The sequence below is a fragment of the Streptomyces sp. NPDC001822 genome, from assembly GCF_042892135.1.
Lineage (GTDB): Bacteria > Actinomycetota > Actinomycetes > Streptomycetales > Streptomycetaceae > Streptomyces.
In genome coordinates, this window is record NZ_JBIATW010000018.1 from 14,911 (window position 1) to 34,515 (window position 19,605).

Annotated in this window: 12 protein-coding genes and 5 pseudogenes; 8 read left to right on the forward strand and 9 right to left on the reverse strand. The window is 68.5% G+C overall.

All coding sequences use genetic code 11. The features are described 5' to 3' along the window. Window positions 1–691 precede the first annotated feature (691 nt). Window positions 692–1,933: a hypothetical protein gene (locus ACFYY2_RS30510; RefSeq protein WP_388748982.1), complete on the forward strand. Its 1,242-nt coding sequence runs from the start codon at window positions 692–694 to the stop codon at window positions 1,931–1,933. Window positions 1,934–1,956: 23 nt separating this feature from the next. On the opposite strand, the gene ACFYY2_RS30515 is transcribed toward ACFYY2_RS30510, so the two are convergent. Beyond that, a complete protein-coding gene (locus ACFYY2_RS30515; RefSeq protein ID WP_388748984.1) occupies window positions 1,957–2,355 on the reverse strand; it encodes a hypothetical protein in 399 nt (132 codons plus the stop codon). A gap of 150 nt (window positions 2,356–2,505) precedes the next feature. Between ACFYY2_RS30515 and ACFYY2_RS30520 the strand changes: the two genes are divergently transcribed. Together ACFYY2_RS30520 and ACFYY2_RS30525 are read left to right on the forward strand one after the other, a co-directional pair. Continuing rightward, window positions 2,506–4,605 (forward strand): McrB family protein, encoded by a 2,100-nt coding sequence (locus tag ACFYY2_RS30520; RefSeq protein WP_388748986.1) that lies wholly within the window; start codon window positions 2,506–2,508, stop codon window positions 4,603–4,605. Next, complete coding sequence (locus ACFYY2_RS30525) at window positions 4,598–5,836, forward strand: McrC family protein (RefSeq protein ID WP_388748988.1); 1,239 nt, start codon at window positions 4,598–4,600, stop codon at window positions 5,834–5,836. Before ACFYY2_RS30520 ends, ACFYY2_RS30525 begins: the two co-directional genes overlap by 8 nt. A 940-nt stretch (window positions 5,837–6,776) precedes the next feature. Here ACFYY2_RS30525 and ACFYY2_RS30530 read toward each other — a convergent pair. The 3 genes and pseudogenes from ACFYY2_RS30530 to ACFYY2_RS30540 form a co-directional block, all read right to left on the reverse strand. Further along, complete coding sequence (locus ACFYY2_RS30530) at window positions 6,777–7,649, reverse strand: hypothetical protein (RefSeq protein ID WP_388748990.1); 873 nt, start codon at window positions 7,647–7,649, stop codon at window positions 6,777–6,779. Window positions 7,650–7,662: 13 nt separating this feature from the next. Further along, the gene (locus ACFYY2_RS30535) at window positions 7,663–8,088 is read right to left on the reverse strand and encodes a hypothetical protein (RefSeq protein WP_388748992.1); all 426 of its coding nucleotides are present in this window, start codon (window positions 8,086–8,088) and stop codon (window positions 7,663–7,665) included. 114 nt (window positions 8,089–8,202) lie between these two features. Continuing rightward, a pseudogene (locus ACFYY2_RS30540) lies at window positions 8,203–8,733 on the reverse strand (transposase family protein); the annotation flags it as partial. Window positions 8,734–8,862: 129 nt separating this feature from the next. Between ACFYY2_RS30540 and ACFYY2_RS30545 the strand changes: the two are divergent. Together ACFYY2_RS30545 and ACFYY2_RS30550 are read left to right on the forward strand one after the other, a co-directional pair. After that, window positions 8,863–9,801 (forward strand): hypothetical protein, encoded by a 939-nt coding sequence (locus ACFYY2_RS30545; protein ID WP_073881764.1) that lies wholly within the window; start codon window positions 8,863–8,865, stop codon window positions 9,799–9,801. A 323-nt stretch (window positions 9,802–10,124) separates the two neighbouring features. Further along, window positions 10,125–10,508: pseudogene (locus ACFYY2_RS30550) on the forward strand (cytochrome P450); the annotation flags it as partial. Window positions 10,509–10,692: 184 nt separating this feature from the next. On the opposite strand, the gene ACFYY2_RS30555 reads toward ACFYY2_RS30550, so the two are convergent. From ACFYY2_RS30555 to ACFYY2_RS30575, 5 genes and pseudogenes are all read right to left on the reverse strand, one after another. Beyond that, on the reverse strand, window positions 10,693–11,202 hold the full coding sequence (locus ACFYY2_RS30555; protein ID WP_109878744.1) for a topology modulation protein: 510 nt from the start codon (window positions 11,200–11,202) through the stop codon (window positions 10,693–10,695). Between the two features lie 218 nt (window positions 11,203–11,420). Continuing rightward, window positions 11,421–12,527, reverse strand: a complete 1,107-nt coding sequence (locus ACFYY2_RS30560; protein WP_388748994.1) for a hypothetical protein — start codon at window positions 12,525–12,527, stop codon at window positions 11,421–11,423. Between the two features lie 88 nt (window positions 12,528–12,615). Then, the gene (fxlM, locus tag ACFYY2_RS30565; RefSeq protein ID WP_388748996.1) at window positions 12,616–14,685 is read right to left on the reverse strand and encodes a methyltransferase, FxLD system; all 2,070 of its coding nucleotides are present in this window, start codon (window positions 14,683–14,685) and stop codon (window positions 12,616–12,618) included. A 21-nt stretch (window positions 14,686–14,706) separates the two neighbouring features. Next, the gene (locus tag ACFYY2_RS30570; protein WP_388748998.1) at window positions 14,707–15,972 is read right to left on the reverse strand and encodes a lanthionine synthetase C family protein; all 1,266 of its coding nucleotides are present in this window, start codon (window positions 15,970–15,972) and stop codon (window positions 14,707–14,709) included. After that, window positions 15,969–17,300, reverse strand: a pseudogene (locus ACFYY2_RS30575) (thiopeptide-type bacteriocin biosynthesis protein); the annotation flags it as partial. The gene ACFYY2_RS30570 and the pseudogene ACFYY2_RS30575, both read right to left, overlap by 4 nt. Here ACFYY2_RS30575 and ACFYY2_RS30580 point away from each other — a divergent pair. The 3 genes and pseudogenes from ACFYY2_RS30580 to ACFYY2_RS30590 form a co-directional block, all read left to right on the forward strand. Further along, window positions 17,278–18,225 (forward strand): annotated as a pseudogene (locus ACFYY2_RS30580) (RHS repeat protein); the annotation flags it as partial. The pseudogenes ACFYY2_RS30575 and ACFYY2_RS30580 sit on opposite strands and share 23 nt — an antisense overlap. A gap of 413 nt (window positions 18,226–18,638) precedes the next feature. After that, window positions 18,639–18,803: pseudogene (locus tag ACFYY2_RS30585) on the forward strand (RHS repeat-associated core domain-containing protein); the annotation flags it as partial. Further along, the gene (locus ACFYY2_RS30590; RefSeq protein WP_388749000.1) at window positions 18,804–19,604 is read left to right on the forward strand and encodes a hypothetical protein; all 801 of its coding nucleotides are present in this window, start codon (window positions 18,804–18,806) and stop codon (window positions 19,602–19,604) included. Window position 19,605: the final 1 nt, after the last annotated feature.

Sequence of the window (19,605 nt, forward strand, 5' to 3'; positions counted from 1 at the left end):
TACGTGCCACACTGCTGGAACGCATCCCCGTCCGACCGCCACGGTTGCCCCATGCACACCACGACGCCCCAGTCCTGCGCCACCGTACGCACGTTCGCGCAGCAGCTCTTCCACCCGCCGCGGCGCCCGTCTGGCCCGGCTCCTGGCCATGGAACGGCTGACCGCCTGGGACCTGTCACCCCGGGTCATCGAGCGGGCCGAACACGTCGTCGCGGAGCTGGCGGCGAACGCGGCGCTGCACGGCCGCGTCCAGGGGCGTGACTTCCTACTGGTGCTGACGCAGGACGACGCGGCCGGCACCCTACGCATCGCGGTGAGCGACACGAAGGGCGAGCGCCGCCCCGAAATCCCCCGGGGCCAGGGCCCGGACCACGAGTCGGGCCGCGGGTCTGCTCCTGGTCGAGGCCCTGGCCGACCGCTGGGGCACCGAGCCTCGCCCGCCCTCCGACAAGACTGTCTGGGCGGAGATCGCCGAGCACGGCGAGGAGCCGTCGACTGCATCCGGCCAATCCGGTGGCCAATGCCGTTGAGGACGGCCGAACGCTTTGAGTGACGGCATCCGGTCGGCCTACGCTCCGTCAGCGGTTCGTGGCGTTCCCGGCAACGCCAACGCCACCGCGAACCACCACTCAAAGGAGTGCCTCCCTTGCCCTTCCCGCCCAGCGACATGGTTGCCGCCTTCGCTCGACACATGCACTTCAAGAGCCTGGAGCAGGCCCTGTGCGACCGTCATCCCGAGCTGACCGACCGGGTGCGGTTCGACGACGCGAACCTTCTGATGCATCTGAAGGTCACACTGTCCGGTCAGCGCTCGGTCGCCCTGGCGCAGGTACGCATGGGGTACTCGATCGTCTGGGCGGTGATGGATCCCGCACTGAACAGTGCGCCGTCCGTCTGGCCGCTAGACACGCCCGACGAGGTGCTCGTCGACGCCCTGCACGCCGTGGCCTCGGCGCACCTCACCGGCGTACCGGTTCCCTCACCGTGGCGCTGGAACGAGAGCGAGCCGTCCGACATGACCATGCTGGCCGACCTCCTGGACGCCCGCGGTGTGCGAGTGCGGCGCGTGGCAGCGGGGAATGGCTACCTCCCGTACGGCCCCCGCCACTCGCCGAAACTCGACATCGTAGGCGAACGCGACGGCTGCTTCGTCGAGGCCGAGCTCTCCGATGCGTTCGTCCGCGTCTCGCTGAAGCCTGCCCTCGGCTGGCTGGTGGATGTGTACCTCGATGAATGCGAGGCGTGGAGCCGTGTCGATCTGGGCTGGAATCTGTGGCGCAGCACGCGGCCGGGACCAGGAGTACCCCATGCGCAGGCCTCGGTGGCGGACATCGCCGACGTGCTCGGCAAGGGACTCAAGGCCTGGGACGTGGAAGTGCCGTGCGCGCCGACCGATCGCGGGGAACCGGCTACCGCCGGGTACCGATCCGCATTGCAGGAGTCCCTCTTCACGGGTGAAGCAGCTCCGCCTGAGTGGCCGAGGAACGTCGGCCTCGATATCGATCAGTTCCACGAGGAAGCCGAGCCGAGGACGTCGCCGCGCTCGCCCAGCCCCCGGCACATCACCGAAACGGTTCTCGACCAGTTGGTGGCATTCGGCTTCAGGGACGTCGAAGAGGGGGACACCGAAGTCCCCATCCGGTCCGACGCGTTCCACATCGAGTGGCACAGCCGTGCCAAGAGTCTGTCCACGTCCGAGGTGCAGCGGCTGAACGGCCTTGCCGCGGCGGCCGGCGATGACGTACCAAAGAGGCTCATCGTGATCACGACATCCGGCATCAGCCGCCCGGCAGCGGCCTTCGCCGACTCGGCCAAGGCGTTCGTCTTTTTCGTCGACCGCAGCGCTGACAAGCTGGTGGCACTGAACACCCGTGCTCAGGAAACACTTTTGCCCCATACAAAACCAGCCGATCGTGAACTGGAGCCCTGGTAACCGTCCCGCACGCGACCGCCCCGTCAGAGACCGGCCCTCGCCAGCAGAGTCTTCAGTGCTCCCGGCTTGACCTTCTGCACGGACCGTACCTGGCCGAGTTCCAGCTCGTCCCGGCTCACCGGGTCGGCGTACAGGGCATCCGTGGGGCTGGACAGGAGGGTCACATCCACCCGATAGGAGAAGTCGGGGTCGTCGGGGTCCCCTTCCGGCTCTCCGTCGACCTCCGCCACCGCGGCGACCGCCGACTCGGGCTGACTGAAGAAGACCCATAGACGGTCCCCCGGGTTCATGCGGTTTCGTCGGCTGAGCCACAGGTCCAGTTCGGGATCCTGATGGGCGAGGCGGCGCACGGTCTCCTTGTCGGACGGCTCCCCGTCGAGGGTGTCCTTGTTCGGATTCAGGATGTAGATCCAGTCCTGCACGGTCTCTCCCGTCGCCGTCGTGCACGCCGCCCGAGATCCGGCCTCGCGGTGCTGGCCCATCGTGCCAGCCCCCGTGGCGCACACGCAGGAGGTCGACCGACTTTTCCGGACGCGGAGACCACTGCGTCGCCGTCCGGCATCATGACCCCCATGACGAACGGGGTGGACGTGCGCACGGCTGCGGCCGAGTTCGACCGGAGCGCCGTGGCGGAGGCCGCGTCGGCTGCCGAGGACGAGCGCAAGCAGGTGCTGTCCCAGTTTCCGTTGGAGGACTGGGCGGAGCTGCCGCTGGAGCGCTACGCCCTCGGACAGGCCGCGCCGCCCGGAGCGGGGCCGACATACTGCCGGCTGATGGAGTTCGGCACTCCGCACCTGGGCAGCATCAAGGGCGGAAGTGCCGCGAAGCACATCATGTACCACCACGTCTCCGGGGAGTGGCGGCTGGCCGCTCCCCTGCGTGGGATGGACCCACAGGACGCCTGGGCGGAACTGTGCGGACAGTTCGTCCGGGCTTTCGACGCCCTCGGGTCAGGGGACTTCGAGGCGCTGGACGACCTCGAAGTACTGCGATACGGACCGACGTTGGTGACGAAGTCGCTGGCCACCTACTTCCCGCAGCACTTCCTGCCGATTTACGCGGGAGAGCACCTGCGCCGGTTCGTCACGCTGCTGGGCGGTTCGACGCAAGGTGATGTTCCGGCCTGGGGGAGCAATCGGCGGCTGCAGGAACTGGTCCGCTCTCGCGCGGAGTTCGAGGGCTGGACCAGGCACGAAGTGATGCATTTCCTCTACGCGCACTTCGATCCGCGGTCCAAGCAGCGCACCGTCTGGAAGATCGCGCCCGGCGAGCGCGGCCGGCTGTGGGAGGAGTGCCGCGCGGGAGGAGTCATCCGGGTCGGATGGGACCAGCTCGGAGACCTCGGCCTCTACCAGAGCGACACCGATCTCAAGCAGGCCCTGGACAGGAACTGGCCCCGTAGGAGCGGGGGCAGCCTGACCCTCGCGCGCCGACTGATGGCCTTCCGTGACCTGGAGGATGGCGACCGGATCGTGGCCAACCGAGGTACGGACGAGGTCCTGGCCATCGGCACGGTCAACGGGAGTTACCGCTTCGAAGCGGACCGGCCTGAGTTCCAGCACGTCGTCTCCGTGGACTGGGATCTCTCGCACGCGCGGAAGCTGTCGGAACCGAAGCAGTGGCGGTCCACCTTCGCCAAGGTCGACCCGGCACTCTTCGCGAGGCTCATCGCACCCCAGGGCGCTTCGGGTGTGGACGTGATCCGAGCACCGCAGACCACGCCGGTCGCGCTGCCCGAGGACGTACAGGCCGTGATGGACGCTCTGGAGCGCAAGGGGCAAGTGATTCTCCACGGGCCGCCCGGTACGGGCAAGACACGCCTCGCACTCGGCGTCGCCCTCGCCCTGGACGGCCGCGCGGACGCGCTCGGTGTCGACGCCCGTCACCGTGGCCTTGCACAAGCCGAGATGTTGCACGGCGACCGGGTCAGCATGGTCACCTTCCATCCCTCCTACGGTTACGAGGACTTCGTCGAGGGATTCAAACCGGACCTGAGCGCCACCGGCCCGGGACTCACCCTCGCGCTCACGGACGGCCTGTTCCACAGCCTGTGCAGCCGTGCTGCCGCCCATCCCGACCAGACGTTCCTGCTGGTCATCGACGAGATCAACCGCGGTGACCTACCGCGTATCTTCGGCGAGTTGATCACACTCCTCGAACTCGACAAGCGGAACCTGCCGGTCGCTCTGCCCGTCAGCAAGCGACGCTTCTCCGTCCCGCCGAACGTCCGGATCATCGGCACCATGAACACCGCCGACCGGAGCATCAGCCACCTGGACGCCGCGGTCCGCCGCCGCTTCGCCTTCCTGCCCGTAGGACCGGACCCCGACGCCGTCTCCGGAACGGTCGGCCCCCTGGACCTGGCCGCGTTCTTCGAGTCCCTCAACGGCCGTATCGCCCGTGATCTCGACGCGGACCACCAGATCGGGCATGCCTACCTGCTGCGCGACGGTGCGCCTATCGCCACCGAGGAGGACCTGGCCGCGGCCTTCCATCACGAGGTGGTCCCGCTCCTGGAGGACTACTGCCTCGGCCGGGCGGAACTGCTGCACCTCATCCTCGGCGACCTGGTCGACGCCGACACCGGACGTGCGCGCCTCATGTCGCCGCAGGATCTGGCGGACGCGCTGGCGACCGAGTTCACCAGCGGCGCTCCCGGCCCGGATGCCTGACCGCGTCCCGGTCCCTCTCGGTGAGTACGAGTCCGCCCGGCTGGAGCCCGGCCAACTCACTCCGCGGGACATAGACCGTCTGCAGGCCCTTCAGGCACGGGGCTGCCTCACCCTGAGCAGGGAGCGCACCGGCTGGCGCCTCAAGGCCGACGCGACCGTCGGCGTCCTGGTCCTGGACCGCGTCCGCGTGGTCATCTCCCCCAAGTTCGCCATTCCGGGAGAGCAGCTCATGAACTGGCTCGCCTACGCCCTCATTGCGCCCGTCCCGGCGACGGCGAGGCGCTGGGCCACCGGCCCCGACGGCTACGCCGACCTGATTGCCGCCGCCCTGCTCGAACAGTGCGAGCGGCTGCTGCGGGAGGGCCTGCGCCGGGACTACGTACGCCGCCGGAGCGTCGACTCGGTGCTCCGGGGACGCCTGGACGTCGCCGCCCAGGCCACCCGGCGCTACGGGCAGCTGGACCAGCTACACATGCGCACCTTCGACCGGGAGGCGGACATCTGGGACAACCGCGTTCTGGGGAGCGCGCTGAAGGCGGCACTCGGTCCGACCACCAACCCGGACCTGGCGCGCGCCCTGCACGACATCGCTGGCGCCTTCCCAGAGGCGCCGACCCCCGCAGCGGCGCTCCGCGCCCTGGACTGCACCCACTACACCCGCCTCAACGCCCGTTACCGCCACGCCCACACCTGGGCCCGCCTGCTGCTGCGCGGCGGGGGCGTGAGCGACCTGCTCGCCGACCAGGGCGCCACGGCGGACGGCCTCCTGCTCAGGATGCCCGCGCTCTGGGAAGCCGTCGTACGCCGTCTCGGCACCGAGGCCGTCGGCCCTCGCGGCGGCCACGCCGTACCCGGCGGAAACGGCGCCGGCATCATCGTCCGCGGAGACCTGGGCAACACCTCGACGTTCCGGCCCGACCTTCTGCTCAGCCTCCCGGCACGCGGCACGGCACACCGCAGATTGCTGCCGGTGGACGCCAAGTACAAGCGCTACGACCGGCACGGGGTGAGCGCGGACGACATCCACCAGCTCCTTACCTACGGCGGCGGTTACGGGCCTGCCGAAGACCCGATCGCCGTCATCGTCCACCCCCGGACGGGCGGCAACGCCCAGCGCATCCTCCGGGTGCGGGGCCCCAACGGCCTGTTGGGCACCGTCCATGTCCTCGGCGTCGACACCCGCACCACGCCGGAGCAGGCGACGGACTGGATCAGTTCAGTACTGCACTGAACACCCCTACTGACCGTGTGGCTCCCGCACCACGATGTCCGCCTTTCGTCCCGGACAGCCTCCACAAAGCCAATGAGCGTAAACGGAGTTGTGGGCGAAGATCACCGGCGCGATAACGCCACCGGTCCTCACGTCATGGGCTCCCCTCCACACAGGAACTTTCTCGATGGCCACACGTCTCGAGATGCGTACGCAAATTCGAACTTCAGCAGTTCCACAACTCCGTTGACACTGCTAACGCATTCTTGCCATGATCGATTACGGGACCATGCAACCCCACCCTAAGCGACTGGTCTCTTCCGGGACATCTGAGGGGCGGGGTGTTGTGCCCCTTGAGCCCAGGGGGCACAACACAGCAACGTGCCATCTGACCTGCGAATACTTACCTTCACGGCCCTTCACTGATCACTGTTGCTTTTCAGCACCTTGTGCAACGCACGTGCAAGATGATCTCGATTGCATGACGGTGCGTCAGAACAACCTGATGGGTCATCACTCTTTACGCAGAGTTGTCGCCGTAGCGACCTCGCGACGTCCGATGCCGGTCGCGTCAAGACGACCACGTCTGATCGACGAGGGGGCCCGCCATCTGCCCAACGTCCCCATCCTTAAGCAGGGCGGCCCTTGTCAACTGTGGCGCCAGATGTAGGGGGGGTGTTCACCGAGATGCCCATGTGCTTCGCGGGGTCCTGAACGGTCAGGAAAGCAGACTCAACCGCAGACTTGGACCGGTTTCGCATCGCGTAGCCCCCGAGGTAGGAACCGCCAGAGCAACAGTCGTTTGTCCTACCGTCCACCGCGCAGCAAACCCGTGCGGATCTCCGTCGGCGAGCGGAATTAGAATCCGAGGGCTCAGCGGTTTAGCGCGACTGCCCCGTCGCGAGGAGCGAGGTCAGGGCAGGATGCAATTCCAACTCATCTGGCTCCGTAGCTACAGCGACTAAGCGTCCTTCCCATCGGTAGGGCTGTAGTGATTGATATTCACGGTCTGAGCGGTTCCGACCGAGGCGGCTCGGTGGTTCGCGGTCTGATGGATGGGCGCGGTTTCCTGCTCATCACCACTAGGCCGAAGGTTCACTCTGGTTGGGGCCCCACCAGGATGTTCGTAGAGAAGGGAACCGTCGGTGAAATCAACAAGAGTGGGCAGGGCCTCGGGGTAGGCGACCACGTACAAGGCGAGCCGATACGCCCAAGCGTCGGCCAGGGAGTTCTCGCTGTTTTCCAGCTCGGCACGGGTGATGCGGGCGATATACGCGGCTTCACCTTCAGTGCTGGCCTGGAACGGTCCCGCCGCTTCGCGGGCAAGATCACGCAGAATGCGCGCATCTTCGAACACCGTAGCGAGGCTCGCCCGAATCAGTTCTCGAGGGCCATGCTTGTAGAGCTGAGCAACCTCGGCACGCAGCGCTGCTGGAGAGAAGTCGATCATGCGTGCAGTGAGGGTACCTGCTGCACCTGTGGCGATCGCGGTAATTTCGGAAGTAATACCCTCTCTATGTTGCTCAATATCCCCAAAATCCTGTTGCTTGAGGGTATTTCGCGCCAGTTTTTGAAGTTCGGATAGGGTGCCGAGCAGTTCGGCTGCTTGACGGATGGCAACCACCGTGTCGCAAGACTGGTGCCGCTGCCCTTCGTCGCGATCGCGATCATCTCCTGTGAGTCTGATCGTCTTCTCTTCTTCATCCGTATAGAGCACCCACTCGAGAGTTCCGGCAAGATCCGGACTGTGCTCCCCGATGACATCAAGGTGATCGCGGATGTAGGGCCAGTGAATGACTTTCATGCTGGGTCCGTGTACGAGCTCGTTGGTCACATCCCCTGAGGTTCTATCCGTGGTTGATGGTGAGGCCACCATCAACCTTGCCGACGACTGTTGCCCGGTCGTACCCGGTTTGTGTGATCGACGCAGAATCAGCCGCTGGGGCGGCGAGACTCTGAATGGCTGGTCGAGCCTGTGGGTAGCGCTCGGCATAGCTGGTGAGAATCAGCCTCAGCAGGGTGGTCAGTTCAGCTTCTGCAAGAGGAATGTCTTGCTCTCCGGTCAAGCGCAATACCAGTTGAGCCGTTGCGCTGTCGTATGTATGCAGAGCGTCGGCTTGATCTTCATCGGTGGCACGACTAAGGGCCCTGCAAAGACGTCCGCGTGCGCTCTGCACTCCGTCACTGAAACGAGAAACGCCGTAGCTGATGCCGGTGGCGGCAAGGTTGGCGGCCGCGCCACTCACAATTGCAGCGGTTACAGGGTCTAGCACGAGAGTTCCCCTTAAGTTGTGCTTCCGCCAGCTTCGTGCGACTACTTGACCGAGAAGCCTAGCTGGCCTTGTAGCGGCGGGGAGCCTCTTCTAGATACTGAGCCTTTTCCAACCTCACGTTGAGGCGTAGTGAAGGACGAAACCGGCCTTCACGAAGTCGGTGCTCCGGTTGGTTCCGCAGCGGAGCTTCCGCAGGAGGCGCCAGCCCTTCAAGACGGCCATGGCCTGCTCGCCGACGCACCGGATCTTGGCGTAGCTGTTGTTGCGCCGTCGCTTCCAGCGCTGGAGCCGACGGCCCCGGAAGGAGACTCGGATGTGCCGTCCGGCGCCTTGGTACGCCCTGTCCCGCCCACAACTTGAGTCCCGTGGCGGCGAGTGCGTCGACGATCCCGCGCTAGCGGGCAGCGGTCAGGTCTTGGGGTGGAGCCGGGCAGGACCAGGGAAGCCCACAGCAGTCGGCCGAATGTGAGGACCTGAACGTTCATGCCCGCGCCGTCTATGTCTGCCCAAGTAGTACGGGGTGTCGACGGTGATCTTGTCGATGGGCAGCAGTGTGCCGTCCAGGATGACGCACGCCTTGGCTGTAACGGTCTTCATGGCCTCGGCCATGGTCGGGGCGCGGGCGGCCAGGACCTCGATGGCCTCACGCCGGGCCGCGCCCGCGGCCTAACCGGTCACTTCGGGACGCCCCAACTGCCCAGTGCCGTCGAAGCGGTGGCGCGCCGACAGAAGCAGGATGTAACCTCCTCTCCAATTCAGAGAAAAGGAGTCTCCATGGCGACGCGGGTTGGCTTTAATTTCGGTGACGACGGAAGCCAGGAGAGCGTCGTGATCTCCTCCGACCAGCTCGCCCGAGTGGTGCGCGCCGCACTGCAAGACAAGGTGCTGCTGTCGGAGCAGGCTGCGCCTCATGATCTGTGGCGGGACATCGAAGCCGTGACCAGACTGCTTGAGGGCCTGGAGGATTGGCGGGAAAGAGCCATCGTGGCGGTCGACGAAAGCGGCACCGTGGACCGGAGCGCCCTCGGCATCGCCGCGAGCATGGGCGCGGCAAAGCTGTACGACCTGCTGGAACGGCACGGCCGGCCACGCAATCAGACACGGCTGACCCAGGTCGATGTGCTGGAGAGCCGGGTGACCGGCGAGGACGGAGAGTGGGACGCGGCCCGCGTCGTCGCCACCATGAACAGCTACGGCTGGGAGATCGACGACAAGCGGGCCCGCGCACTGCTGCGGGCGCTGACTGAGCAGGAGGTGCTGGAAAAGATTCCGAACCGAGGCGGACGCGCCGTCTACCAGGTCGTCAGCCCTCGGGACTGGCTGTACTGCCTGGACCCGGAGCGCGACACGATCGAGAACGGCCCCTCCACCCCAGCGCGGGTCGCCAGGCTGGCGCGCGAAGACTCCGGTCCGACCGAGTGGTGGCTCGGGAAGCCGCTGAAGCGAATGAGGGACGGCGACCGGCTGTGGATCTACTTCGGCGGGGTCGAAGGAAAGATCGCGGCGATGGCGCATGTGAAGTCGTCACCGCGACCGGCGCCGATCGGTTCGCAAAAGCCGTACGAGTTCGACGCCGAACTGGACCTGAAGGCGACCACAGCTCTGTGCAAGTCGCCGGTACGGCTTGAGGAGATGGATCAGAAGCACCCGCAGGCATGCGGGGAGATGCGTGCGGCGGACGTGAAGCTGGCCGAAGCGCGTGCCGGCCTCTGACCGCCCCTCCCCCTGGGCGCGCACCGCACCGCGGTGCGCGCCCAGCTCTTGAGGGCGTGCTCGATCCGCTCGAAGTCCTCAGGGCTGAAGTTGCCCCGGCTGATCTGCACGCTCCGGTTTTGTTTCGGCGTCACCACATGTGGATACGACGCCAGCTCCGGCACGGCGATCTTCCAGGTGGCCGCGATGCGCCCGAGGACGATCACCGCGTCACGGGACATGGCGCGGCGCACCGGGTAGAAGGCGAAGGACTGGGAGGGCAGTGTGTACGGGATCGGCCGCCACGATTGCGAATGGTAGCCGTGGAACTGCACGGCAAGGATCTGCTCGACGAGCTGCTTCGGTTCGAGTCCCCTGTCAGTACAGCCACATTCCGCTTCACCACCGAAGCGGTCAGGCTCGGCGGCACGGACATCCCGGCCGGTGTACCGGTGCTGGTCGCTCTCGGAGCAGCCAACCGGGACCCGAAACGGTTCCCGTCGCCGGACATTCTCGACCTGGAGCGAGACACCGCTGCCCATCTCAGCTTCGGCCACGGCATCCACCGCTGCGTCGGCGCTCCTCTCGCCAAGGCCGAGGCTGAGATCGCCCTTCGGATGATCTTGACGCGGTTCCCCGAGGTTCGACTTGCCGTTCCGTCTGATCGACTGGCGTGGCAGCACACCCGTCTCGTTCGCGGGCTCGCGTCGCTCCCTGTCCTGGTGTAGCCGCTCGCCAAGCCCTCAGCAGACCGTCTGCTCGCCGTGCGCGCGGAAGTCATGTTTCTGCCTCGGGGCGAGCAGGATGCTGGCTCGCGCCAAATCTTCTGGAGTCCCCACCGCTATGCCATCGTCCGCGACAAACGGATTGGGCTCGTTCATCTCGCGCCCCCAGACAGGGGGCGCGAGCCGGTCAGGACTGCTCGACGGCCACCTTCCGCAACCAGCGGCGCGTTTGGCGCCGGTTGGCCAGCAACACCACGTCGGCGCCGGCGCCGAACTCCTCGATCTTCGCCATCACGCGGGGTCGCATCTTGCGCCGGTACGTGGCGACGTACTTGATCACGCCCCAGTGGATGCGGTTGTGCACTCCGTTGCCCTTGTGGCCGGCCCCGTGCCGGATCTGCCGGGAGAAGATCCCGTACAGGGCCGCCACGGTCGACACGTCCATCAGGACCACCGTGTCGCAGGCTTCGAGCCGTACCTGCAGCGTCGAGTTGTAGTTGCCGTCGATCACCCACCGCGGCTGCGAGACCAGCTCGCGCTGCACGTCGGTGAACTTGTTCCTGGGCAACGCGTTCCACTGGTCGTCGTAGAACGCGGCGTCGAGGTGCGTCACCGGGGCGTCGAGGACCCTGCCCAGCTCGCGGGCCACGTGGGACTTGCCACTGCCTCCGCAGCCGACGATGGCGACCTTCCTCATGGTGCTCCAGCGTAGAGAGGTTGAGGTGATCGGCGAGCCGACTCGCGGGACGTGCTGTGTCTGGCCTCTCTCCTGCCTGTTCAGTTCGTCGCTCATCGAGCCCTCTACCGACGATGAGCGTCGCTACGCGCCCTGGCTCTCCTGGTGCTCGACGCCGGGCAGGGTGGGCTGCTCTGGCTGCCCAGGCGTTACACCTCAGCCCGGTGCACCAGTCCCTCCTACTGTGGGCGGGAGTGTCCGACGCTGGCGCGGATCACCTCGTCGCTGCCCCGCAATGCCTCTGTCATCCTTGCGAGCCAGGGCTCGGGGAGGCTGCCGCTGCCCAGCGCGCATGCACGGACAAGCTGTCGGGCCGCCTCGATCTGGTGCGGCTCGGCGAGGCTGGTGAATCGGTGGTCAGCCAGGCACTCGCGGGCGGCATAGCCGTCGGTCGCCACGGCGGCCCGGCGGTGGAGCTCTGCAACCATCCGGTGCGCTGCGGCTTCCTGGTGCGGCTCCAGCAGGTCCAGGATCGTCAGGCCGAGGCGCGTGTCGAAGACGGTGATGCCCTGGTCGGGTTGGTGCTCGACGTAGTCCTCGACCAGCGTGTCGAGGAGGGGTACGGCCGGGCCGCGAAGGGCCTTTTTGCACATCACGTCGAGGCAGCCGGTGACGGCGTTCTCCCAGCGTTCTCCGGGTGTGGTCATGGTGATGAGCGCGGCGGCGTCGGTGGGGGTGTGGCTGAGTGCGGCCAGGACGGCGACTTGGCGGCCGTCCAGCATGCGCTGCCCGATGCCCCGGTGTTCCTCTATGTGGGTCAGTGCTTCCGTCCAGCGGCCGGTCGTGGTCAGGGTGCGGGTGCCGTCGGCCAGGACGACCTTCCACAGCCAGGTGCGCACCTCGCGGCGGTCGGTGTCGGTGAGGGTGAGGTCGGCCGGAACGTGGATCCCCTCGAACTGAGCGCTGGTGCCGTTGGTGACGGCGTCGAAGAGGTGCAGCAGACGGTGGCGCCCGTCGTCGGCGGCGCCTGCGCGGATCTGGAGGCGTGCGAGGTTCACCACGGGTTCGAGTGCTCGGATCGCGCTCATGCCGGGCAGGGGGGCGGCGTGAAGGTAGGCGGCGGCGTGCTGGTGGCACATCTTCCGCGCGAGGTCGGGGAGCCCGAGGTCGGAGGCGATGAGGGCGGCCTGGTTGTAGACGGCCGAGGCGAGGCCCTGGTCAGCCTGTGCGGCTGCGGCGTCGGCGAGTTCGGCCAAGCCGTGCACGCGCCGGGGCAGGGGAAGGCACGCGGGTCGGAATCGGTAGATGAGCGGAAAGCGCTGGGCTATGGGTCCGTTCAGGTCCATGAGGTCCCCCGGGTGAAGACGACGAGGAGCGGGGAAGGGCCGCGTGGTGCCCGCCGGCCGGTCGGCGGGCACCACGCAGCCGGATCAGCTATTGCCAGGTGACGCGGACGCGGTTCAGCGGGGTGTCGAGGACGAAGACACCGGGCTGCTCGTCCGCTGGCGCATCGAGCGGCAGGATCTCGAAGGCGGCGTCCCGGCCGCGGTACTCGCGGTCCCAGGTGCGGACCGCGTCGGCGACCTTGGCGGCCAGCTCATCGCTCCCGGGGCCGTGGCCGATGACGCCAAACTCCCAGAGCTTGGCGCCCTCAGGGGTCTTTTGCTCCGAGGGACGTCGCGCGAGGTAGGTGACGGCGCCCTTCTCGATGGCGGCCGTGGCCGAGGGGTAGGGGTCATCGGTGAGCACCGTGCCCTTGACGGACTGGGGGAAGAGCATCCGGATCAGCCCGGATGGCATGACGCAGGAGACGAACAGCTCCATCCACTCCGGGGACTCCCCCGCGCGGACCGTCATCCCGGTCCACTCATCGACGCGCGGCTGGTCAAGGACACCGGCAAGGGCGTCGGCGTCGAGCGCCAGGTCGGCCGGGGCCTGGAGGCGCACGGCGCCGTCCGTGCTGAGCGGCACGGCGCGGCGGTCGTCGTCGGCGATGCCCCGGCGCAGCGGCATGAAGGTGTTCATCTCCGAGCCGACCGACTTCCACCGGCCGTCGCGCTTCACGTAGATGATGGAGCGCGAGACGCTGCCCGTGAGTCGCTGCGGGGTGACGAGTCGGCCGCCCTCGGCGAGCTGGTCGAGCCAGGCGTGGGGGATGCCGTGCGCGCCGACGGTGGCGATGATCCGGTCGTACGGGGCGCCTTCGGCGTGACCGAGGGCGCCGTCGCGCGTCAGGGCCTCGACGTTAGTGGCTCCGGCGGCGGCGAGGTGGGCTCGGGCGCCGTCGACCAGGTCGTCATCGACGTCGATGGTGGTGACGTGTCCGCTCGGGCCGACGAGGTGGCCGATCAAGGCGGCGTTGTAGCCGGTGCCGGCGCCGAGTTCGAGGATGCGCTCGCCCGGCTGGGCTTCTAGCTGGTCCAGCATGAGGGCGACGACGGCCGGCTGGGAGGCGCAGGAGATCGAGGTGCCCTCGGGGTCGTACTTCACGTTGACCGGGCTGTTGTCGTAGGCGTCGGCCATCGGGGTTTCGGGGACGAACAGGTGCCGGGGCACGGTGCGCAGGGCGGCTTCGACCGCGGGGGTGCGGGCGTGGCCGTCGGCCTTGATCTGGTCGACCAGGGCGTTGCGGAGCTGTTCGGCGTTGGCCTCGGGGGCGGTGAGTGTGTCGGTGTTCACCGTGCTGACGCTATGGGCCGCAAAGCGTGATTCTGTTGCTGACGCGGTGTTTTCACTCGAACCCATGATTGCCTCTCGTGCGATGTTGAACAGGGTGTGCTGGTCGGCGGAAGGCAGACCGGCACGGTTGGCGTGGAAGATGGCGTGGTGCGCGATGACGGCGCGCAGTCCGCGGGTCAGGTCGCCCTGGGCGGCGAGGTAGGCGAGCGTGGTGCCGACGCGCTCGAAGGCGGCGACCCAGTCGGCGTGGCCGTCCAGCGGCCCGTGCTCGCGGCACAGGCTGCGGGCCTCGGTGGTCATCAGGGTCCGCATCGCGGAGTTCAGGCGCGTGGGCGCGGGCGTGCCGGTGCCGGGGCGTAGTACGGAGACCTTCGCCCACACGTCGCCTTGCTCGAACCAGTCGAGGTTCGCGGCGCGCATCATGCTGCTCATCAGCAGGATGGCGGTCTCGCGCCGCCCCAGGTGCTCGTTGTGGACGGGGTAGGTGAGGAGGTGGCGGCTGTCCTCGTGGAAGAGGGCGTGCGCGGCCGTCATGGAGTCTGCCCCGCCGAACGCCTCGGTCTCCGGCTCGTAGTTCCCGGTCGTGCAGGACTGCGCGGTGCCGTCGGCCACCCACTCGTCCAGCAGAGTCAGCACGGTCGGTGACGGCTGGTCGGCGACGTATCGCAGGCGCCAGGGCTGCTTGTTCATGAACCACCAGCCGCTGAGCTGCCCGTCGGCTTCGGCGGCGAGCAGCACGGGGGCGAGGTGTGCGGTGACGGCGCACCGTCCGGTGTCTCGGTCGGGGAAGGTGATGTTGTGCTGCTGCCAGCGGTCGGAGCGCATTGCGAAATCCTTCGGTCGGATTCAGGCGGTGAGCAGGCAGGCGTCCCAGGAGGTGCGGGGCGGCTCCGCGCTGGCCGCAGTGATCAGTCCCAGCGCGGTTCCGGCGGCACCGTCGAGGAGCCCGGGGTCCGCCGCGTCCTTCAGCAGCAGGGCGGCGGCGTCGTACGGGTCGGTGCCAGGCGGGACCAGCACGGCGAGAAGGGCAGGGACGGTGGCGCGGAGCTGACCGGCGGTGGCACGGTCTGCGTCGGCGGCAACGCGTGCCGCGATGTGGACGAGACCGGCGAAGCCGTGGCACAGGCCGCTGTCCGTGGTGGCGCGAAGCTGCGCGCGGTCGCTCAGCGCGTTCAGCAGGGCGGCCTCGGCCTCGGTCTGAAGGCCGCTGTCGCCAAGGGCGAGCGCGGCGAGCTGCTGTGCGCGGGCAAGGCCCGCAGTGCCGTAGCACCAGCTCGGCCGCCGTGGTGCCGCGGCCGCGGGCCGGCCGCTGCGCAGTTCCTCGCGGCTGATCCAGTACGGCCAAGCCGTGCCGCGCCCGGTGGGCGCCTTCCACTGCTCCAGCCAGGCCAGGATGGTGCGCATCGCCTGATGGTGGCCGGTGACGGTGGTGCCGCGGCGGGCGGCGAGCGCCAGCAGCGCGAGGACCGCGCCGATGCCGTGCGCCATGCCGTGGTTGGCGTGCCCACCGGGGAAACGGTCGTCCGGCCTGCCGGACGGCCCGGTCGGTACCCACCAGCCCGGCAGGCGTTCGCCGCTGTCGGTGACCGGGTCGGTCAGGCGCACGCAGTAGTCGAGAACGGCCCGGGTCACCGCGCCCGCAGGGTCGCGGCGCAGCAGGTAGGCGCCGTACCCGCTCAAGCCCCGGATGGCGTCGAACTCGGCGAGTGCCGGAAGCTGCCCGGCTTCGATCCGGCGGTGCGCGGCGTCAAGGCGCCGCCGGGCGTCTGCCGTCACCTGCCGGTCCAGCACATCGAGGCCGCGCCGGTAGGAGTCCGGAAGGTGGTCGGCTGCGCACGCCACGGCATGGGCGAGCGCCGGGGCGCCGTAAAAGGGGTGGCTGTCCGGGCCGCTGGTGAAGGGCTCGCGGGTCGAGGCGGCCAGCCAGTCGTGGGCGCGCTGCCAGGGGGCAAGCCCGGCAGCGGCGCGTTCGATGTGCAACAGGGCGATGCCTGTCGGGCCGTAGGCGAGGTGCTGCCGGTTGGCGTCGTCAGTGGCCGCCGTCGGCGCCTGGTCGGGGTGGGCGAGCCGGTCGGCGATGGCGGCGGCCACCGCGGCTGCTGTGTGGGTCACGGTCGCCTCCCGGCGCGGGCGGTGAAGGCCAGGGCGGCGGCGCGGGCCAGGTACAGGCAGACCTCTTCCTCGGGGAAGTCCACCGCGACATGCCGCACGAAGTGGACGTGCAGCAGGGAGGTCAGCACGCCGTCCACGGCGATGCCGTCGGCGTGCGGGCCGGACAGGTGCGGCCCGTACGCGGCGAGCGCAGCGGTGCGCTCGGCCCAGGCGTCCACGATCGCGGCGCCGCCGGGCGCTGACCGCAGGGCCGCCCAGTCACCGCGCGGGTCTGCCAGCCGCACGGCGTCGGTGAACTGCGAGCGGGGTACCGGGTTCGGCGCGGTCGGCTCGATGTGGTCGATCAGCCAGCGCGCGCCGGCGTCCGGGCTGCCGAGGAGGGCGGAGGCGATGGCGAAGAAGTGCGCGGCCACGAGCGTGCGCTGCGCGGGCCGGACAGGCTGGGCGAGCTGCGCCACCGCGGCCAGGGAGTCCGCGCGGAACACGGCCTCGGCCGCGTCCCATGCCGGTCCGGAGCCCCACCGGCCCGTCTCGCGGTAGGAGGTGGGGTAGCGCAGGTCCGCCAGCAGCCCAGCGGTCCGCAGCTCATCGGCCCAGGCGCTGACCGTGTGGGTGGTGTCGGCGAAGTCCTCCGGGTCCGGCAGTGCGATCCGCAGGCGAAGGTGCTGCTGGGGGTCGCGGAATCGGACGTACCACCAGCGAGGAGAGCCGAGGCGCCGCATCAGGTCGGGCACGTGCCGAGTCAGCAGGGCGTCTTGACGCCGCGGGTCGCCGTACAGGGCCACGAGGAGCACCGGCGAGGCAGCCGGGGTCTGGAACTGGGCTGGGGACAGCGCGCGGGCGGTGGTCGGCGTGGGCAGCGCAGGCCAAGCCGTAGGCCGGACCGCTTTGAGGGGTACCGCGATCTCGTGGACCCGGCCCCCGCTCCAGCCGTCCGCCCCGGGCGGAGCGGCTTCCGTCAGCAGCGCCGTACCGGCGCGGTCGAGGTGCTGGCGCAGCAGGCTCCGGTGGCCGGGCTCATCGAGGTCGAGCGGCAGGCGCCGGTCGTCCTGGACGAGGTGCACGTGCTGCGGCAGGCGGCGGCGCTCCCGCCAGCCGGACAGCGCCGCGCCCCAGTCCGCACCGGGGCGGTGGCGGTTGGGGAGGTCGCCGGCCTCCAGCCTCCAGCGGGCCGCGACCAGCACGATGCGGCCGTACCGCAGGCGGGGGAGGAACGGCATTGCTGCGGCGGCGCCCCAGTCGAACCTGGTGACCTGGGCGTTCTGCGCCCGGGACACCTCGGTGATCAGCCGCGCCAGAGGCGGGGTGTGCTCGGCAAGGTTCAGCGCATCCACCGCCCCCGGCGGCGCGTCCACCACCTACGGCTACGACGCGGTCGGCAACATGACCAGTCGCACCGACGCCAACGACCACGTCACCACCTACGGTTTTGACGCGGCGCACCGCCTGACGTCGGTCACCGACCCGCTGGACCGGGCGACGACGTACGCGTACGACGCGGACAGCAACCTGGTCAAAGTGACGACGCCCCGCGGCTCCACCACCCGGACGTACGACGTCCGCGGCCTGGTTACCAAGATCGACTACTCGGATGCCACGCCGGACGTCACCCTCGGCTACGACGACGCCGGACAGATGACGGCCCGTGCCAACGCGAAGATGTCCGAGGACTTCGTCTACAACGCGGTCGGCGACCTCACCAAGACCCGCGGCTTCGCGTATACCTACGACGCCGCCGGGCAGATGCTCACCCGTAAGTACTCCGACGGCAACACCATCGGCTACACGTACGACAACGACGGCCGCACCGCCACCATGACGGCCGACGGTGCCACCACCACCTACACCTCGGACGCGGCGGGCAACCTCACCAAGACGGCACTGCCCAACACGGAGACCGAGGAGCGCACCTACGACCGGGCGGGCCGCGTCACCGCCGTCACCGCCGCCAAGGCGGGCACGACGGTCACCAAGACCGCCCTGACCCTCTCGGCGGCCGGCCTGCCAACCCGCGTCGACGTCACCCGGGCCGGAGTCGGCACCGGCGGCTACGACCAGACCTACGACACCGCGGGCCGCCTCACCTCCGGCTGCTACCCCCAGCCCTGGATCACCGGCTGCGCCGCGACCCGCACCACGTCCTACACCTACGACAAGGTCGGCAACCGCCTGACCTCCACCCTCGGCACCACGTCCACCAGCTACGCCTACGACAACGCCGACCAGCTCACATCCACCACCGCCGGGGCCACCACCACTGCCTACGACTACGACGCGCAAGGAACCAGACGAAGGCCGGCGCCAACACCTTCACCTACGACCTGGCCGGACAGATCTCCGCCGCCACCGTCGCGGGTACCAACTTCACCTACGACCACGACGCCAACGGCAACCAGGTCGCCACGCTCCAGGACGGCGCGGTCACCAGCCGGACCCAGTGGGACCCCAACGCACCCCTGCCGATCCTCGCCACCGAGTACGACAGCGCCTGGACCGTCAAGCAGTCCTACCGCTACGACCCCCTCAGCCAGCCCGCAGCCACCAAAACCGGCACAGGCGCGGTCTTCTACTACCACCACGACACCCAGGGCTCCCCGCTCGACGTCACCAGCAGCACCGGCACCCTCCACCAGCGCTGGGCCTACGACCCCTACGGCACCCGCGTCCTGGGCACCGTCACCACCGGCGCGCCCTCAAGCACCCCCACCTACACCGGCGCCCGCTACGAGACCACCACCGGCAACCTCGACCTCCACGCCCGCCAGTACACCCCGGCCACCGGCCGCTTCGCCAGCACCGACCCGGCTGCCCGCGGTGCCACGACTCCCTATGTGTCGCCGTACGCCTACGCAGACAACCAGCCCACACTGCTCACCGACCCCAGCGGTCTCACCCCCGAAGACCCCAACAGCCCAGGAGCGATCCTCGGCGACTTCGGCTCGGGCTTCCTCCAAGGACTGAAGGCACCCTTCCAGTTCCTCGGAGACGCCTACGACGCCGTCACCGGCCAGAACGGCGGCGCCGGCGCATTCGTCGACAAGTACCTCCCCGTCCGCCCCGCCTACCGCCTCTACCGCGCCGAGTACATGCTCCGCCAGCAAGGCTGCGACGCACTCGCCGACCTCTACGCCGAAGCAGCCGACGAACTCACCCAACAGCTCGCCGTCACCGGACTCGGAGGACTGACCGGGTGGCGACGAAGTGTGTACGAGGCCGAGACGTCCATCATGAAATCTGGGGGTCTGGGGCCGAAGCGTGGCAAACTCGACCTCAGTGCCAAGGCGTTCAACGACGCCGAAGGGCGCATCGCCGAACTCCTCGTGTCCGAGGGCAAGAACGTGAAGGCACTCAAGGAATCGACCGTGCCAGGAGTGAGGACCGCCGACTCCGAAGTGAACGGGGTGCCGACGGAGTTCAAGAGTTTGATGCCGGGAGCCGCCGCAAACACGGTGAAGAACCAGTTGAACTCGGCGAAGGGCCAGGCCAAACATGCCATCATCGACGCACGCGCGAGCGGACTGAGTGAGTCAGCAGCACAAGAGGGGCTAGGTAAGTTCCTGCGCAACAATCCGCCCGGACGGATGGAATTCATCCGCATAGTCGGCGACGGCTACGACATCACCTACCCCTGAG

Coding starts and splice junctions, on each gene's coding strand:
- ACFYY2_RS30510 (WP_388748982.1), top strand. CDS start 692: ATGCACTTCAAGAGCCTGGAGCAGGCCCTGTGCGACCGTCATCCCGAG.
- ACFYY2_RS30520 (WP_388748986.1), top strand. CDS start 2,506: ATGACGAACGGGGTGGACGTGCGCACGGCTGCGGCCGAGTTCGACCGG.
- ACFYY2_RS30525 (WP_388748988.1), top strand. CDS start 4,598: ATGCCTGACCGCGTCCCGGTCCCTCTCGGTGAGTACGAGTCCGCCCGG.
- ACFYY2_RS30545 (WP_073881764.1), top strand. CDS start 8,863: ATGGCGACGCGGGTTGGCTTTAATTTCGGTGACGACGGAAGCCAGGAG.
- ACFYY2_RS30555 (WP_109878744.1), bottom strand. CDS start 11,202: ATGAGGAAGGTCGCCATCGTCGGCTGCGGAGGCAGTGGCAAGTCCCAC.
- ACFYY2_RS30560 (WP_388748994.1), bottom strand. CDS start 12,527: ATGGACCTGAACGGACCCATAGCCCAGCGCTTTCCGCTCATCTACCGA.
- fxlM (WP_388748996.1), bottom strand. CDS start 14,685: ATGCGCTCCGACCGCTGGCAGCAGCACAACATCACCTTCCCCGACCGA.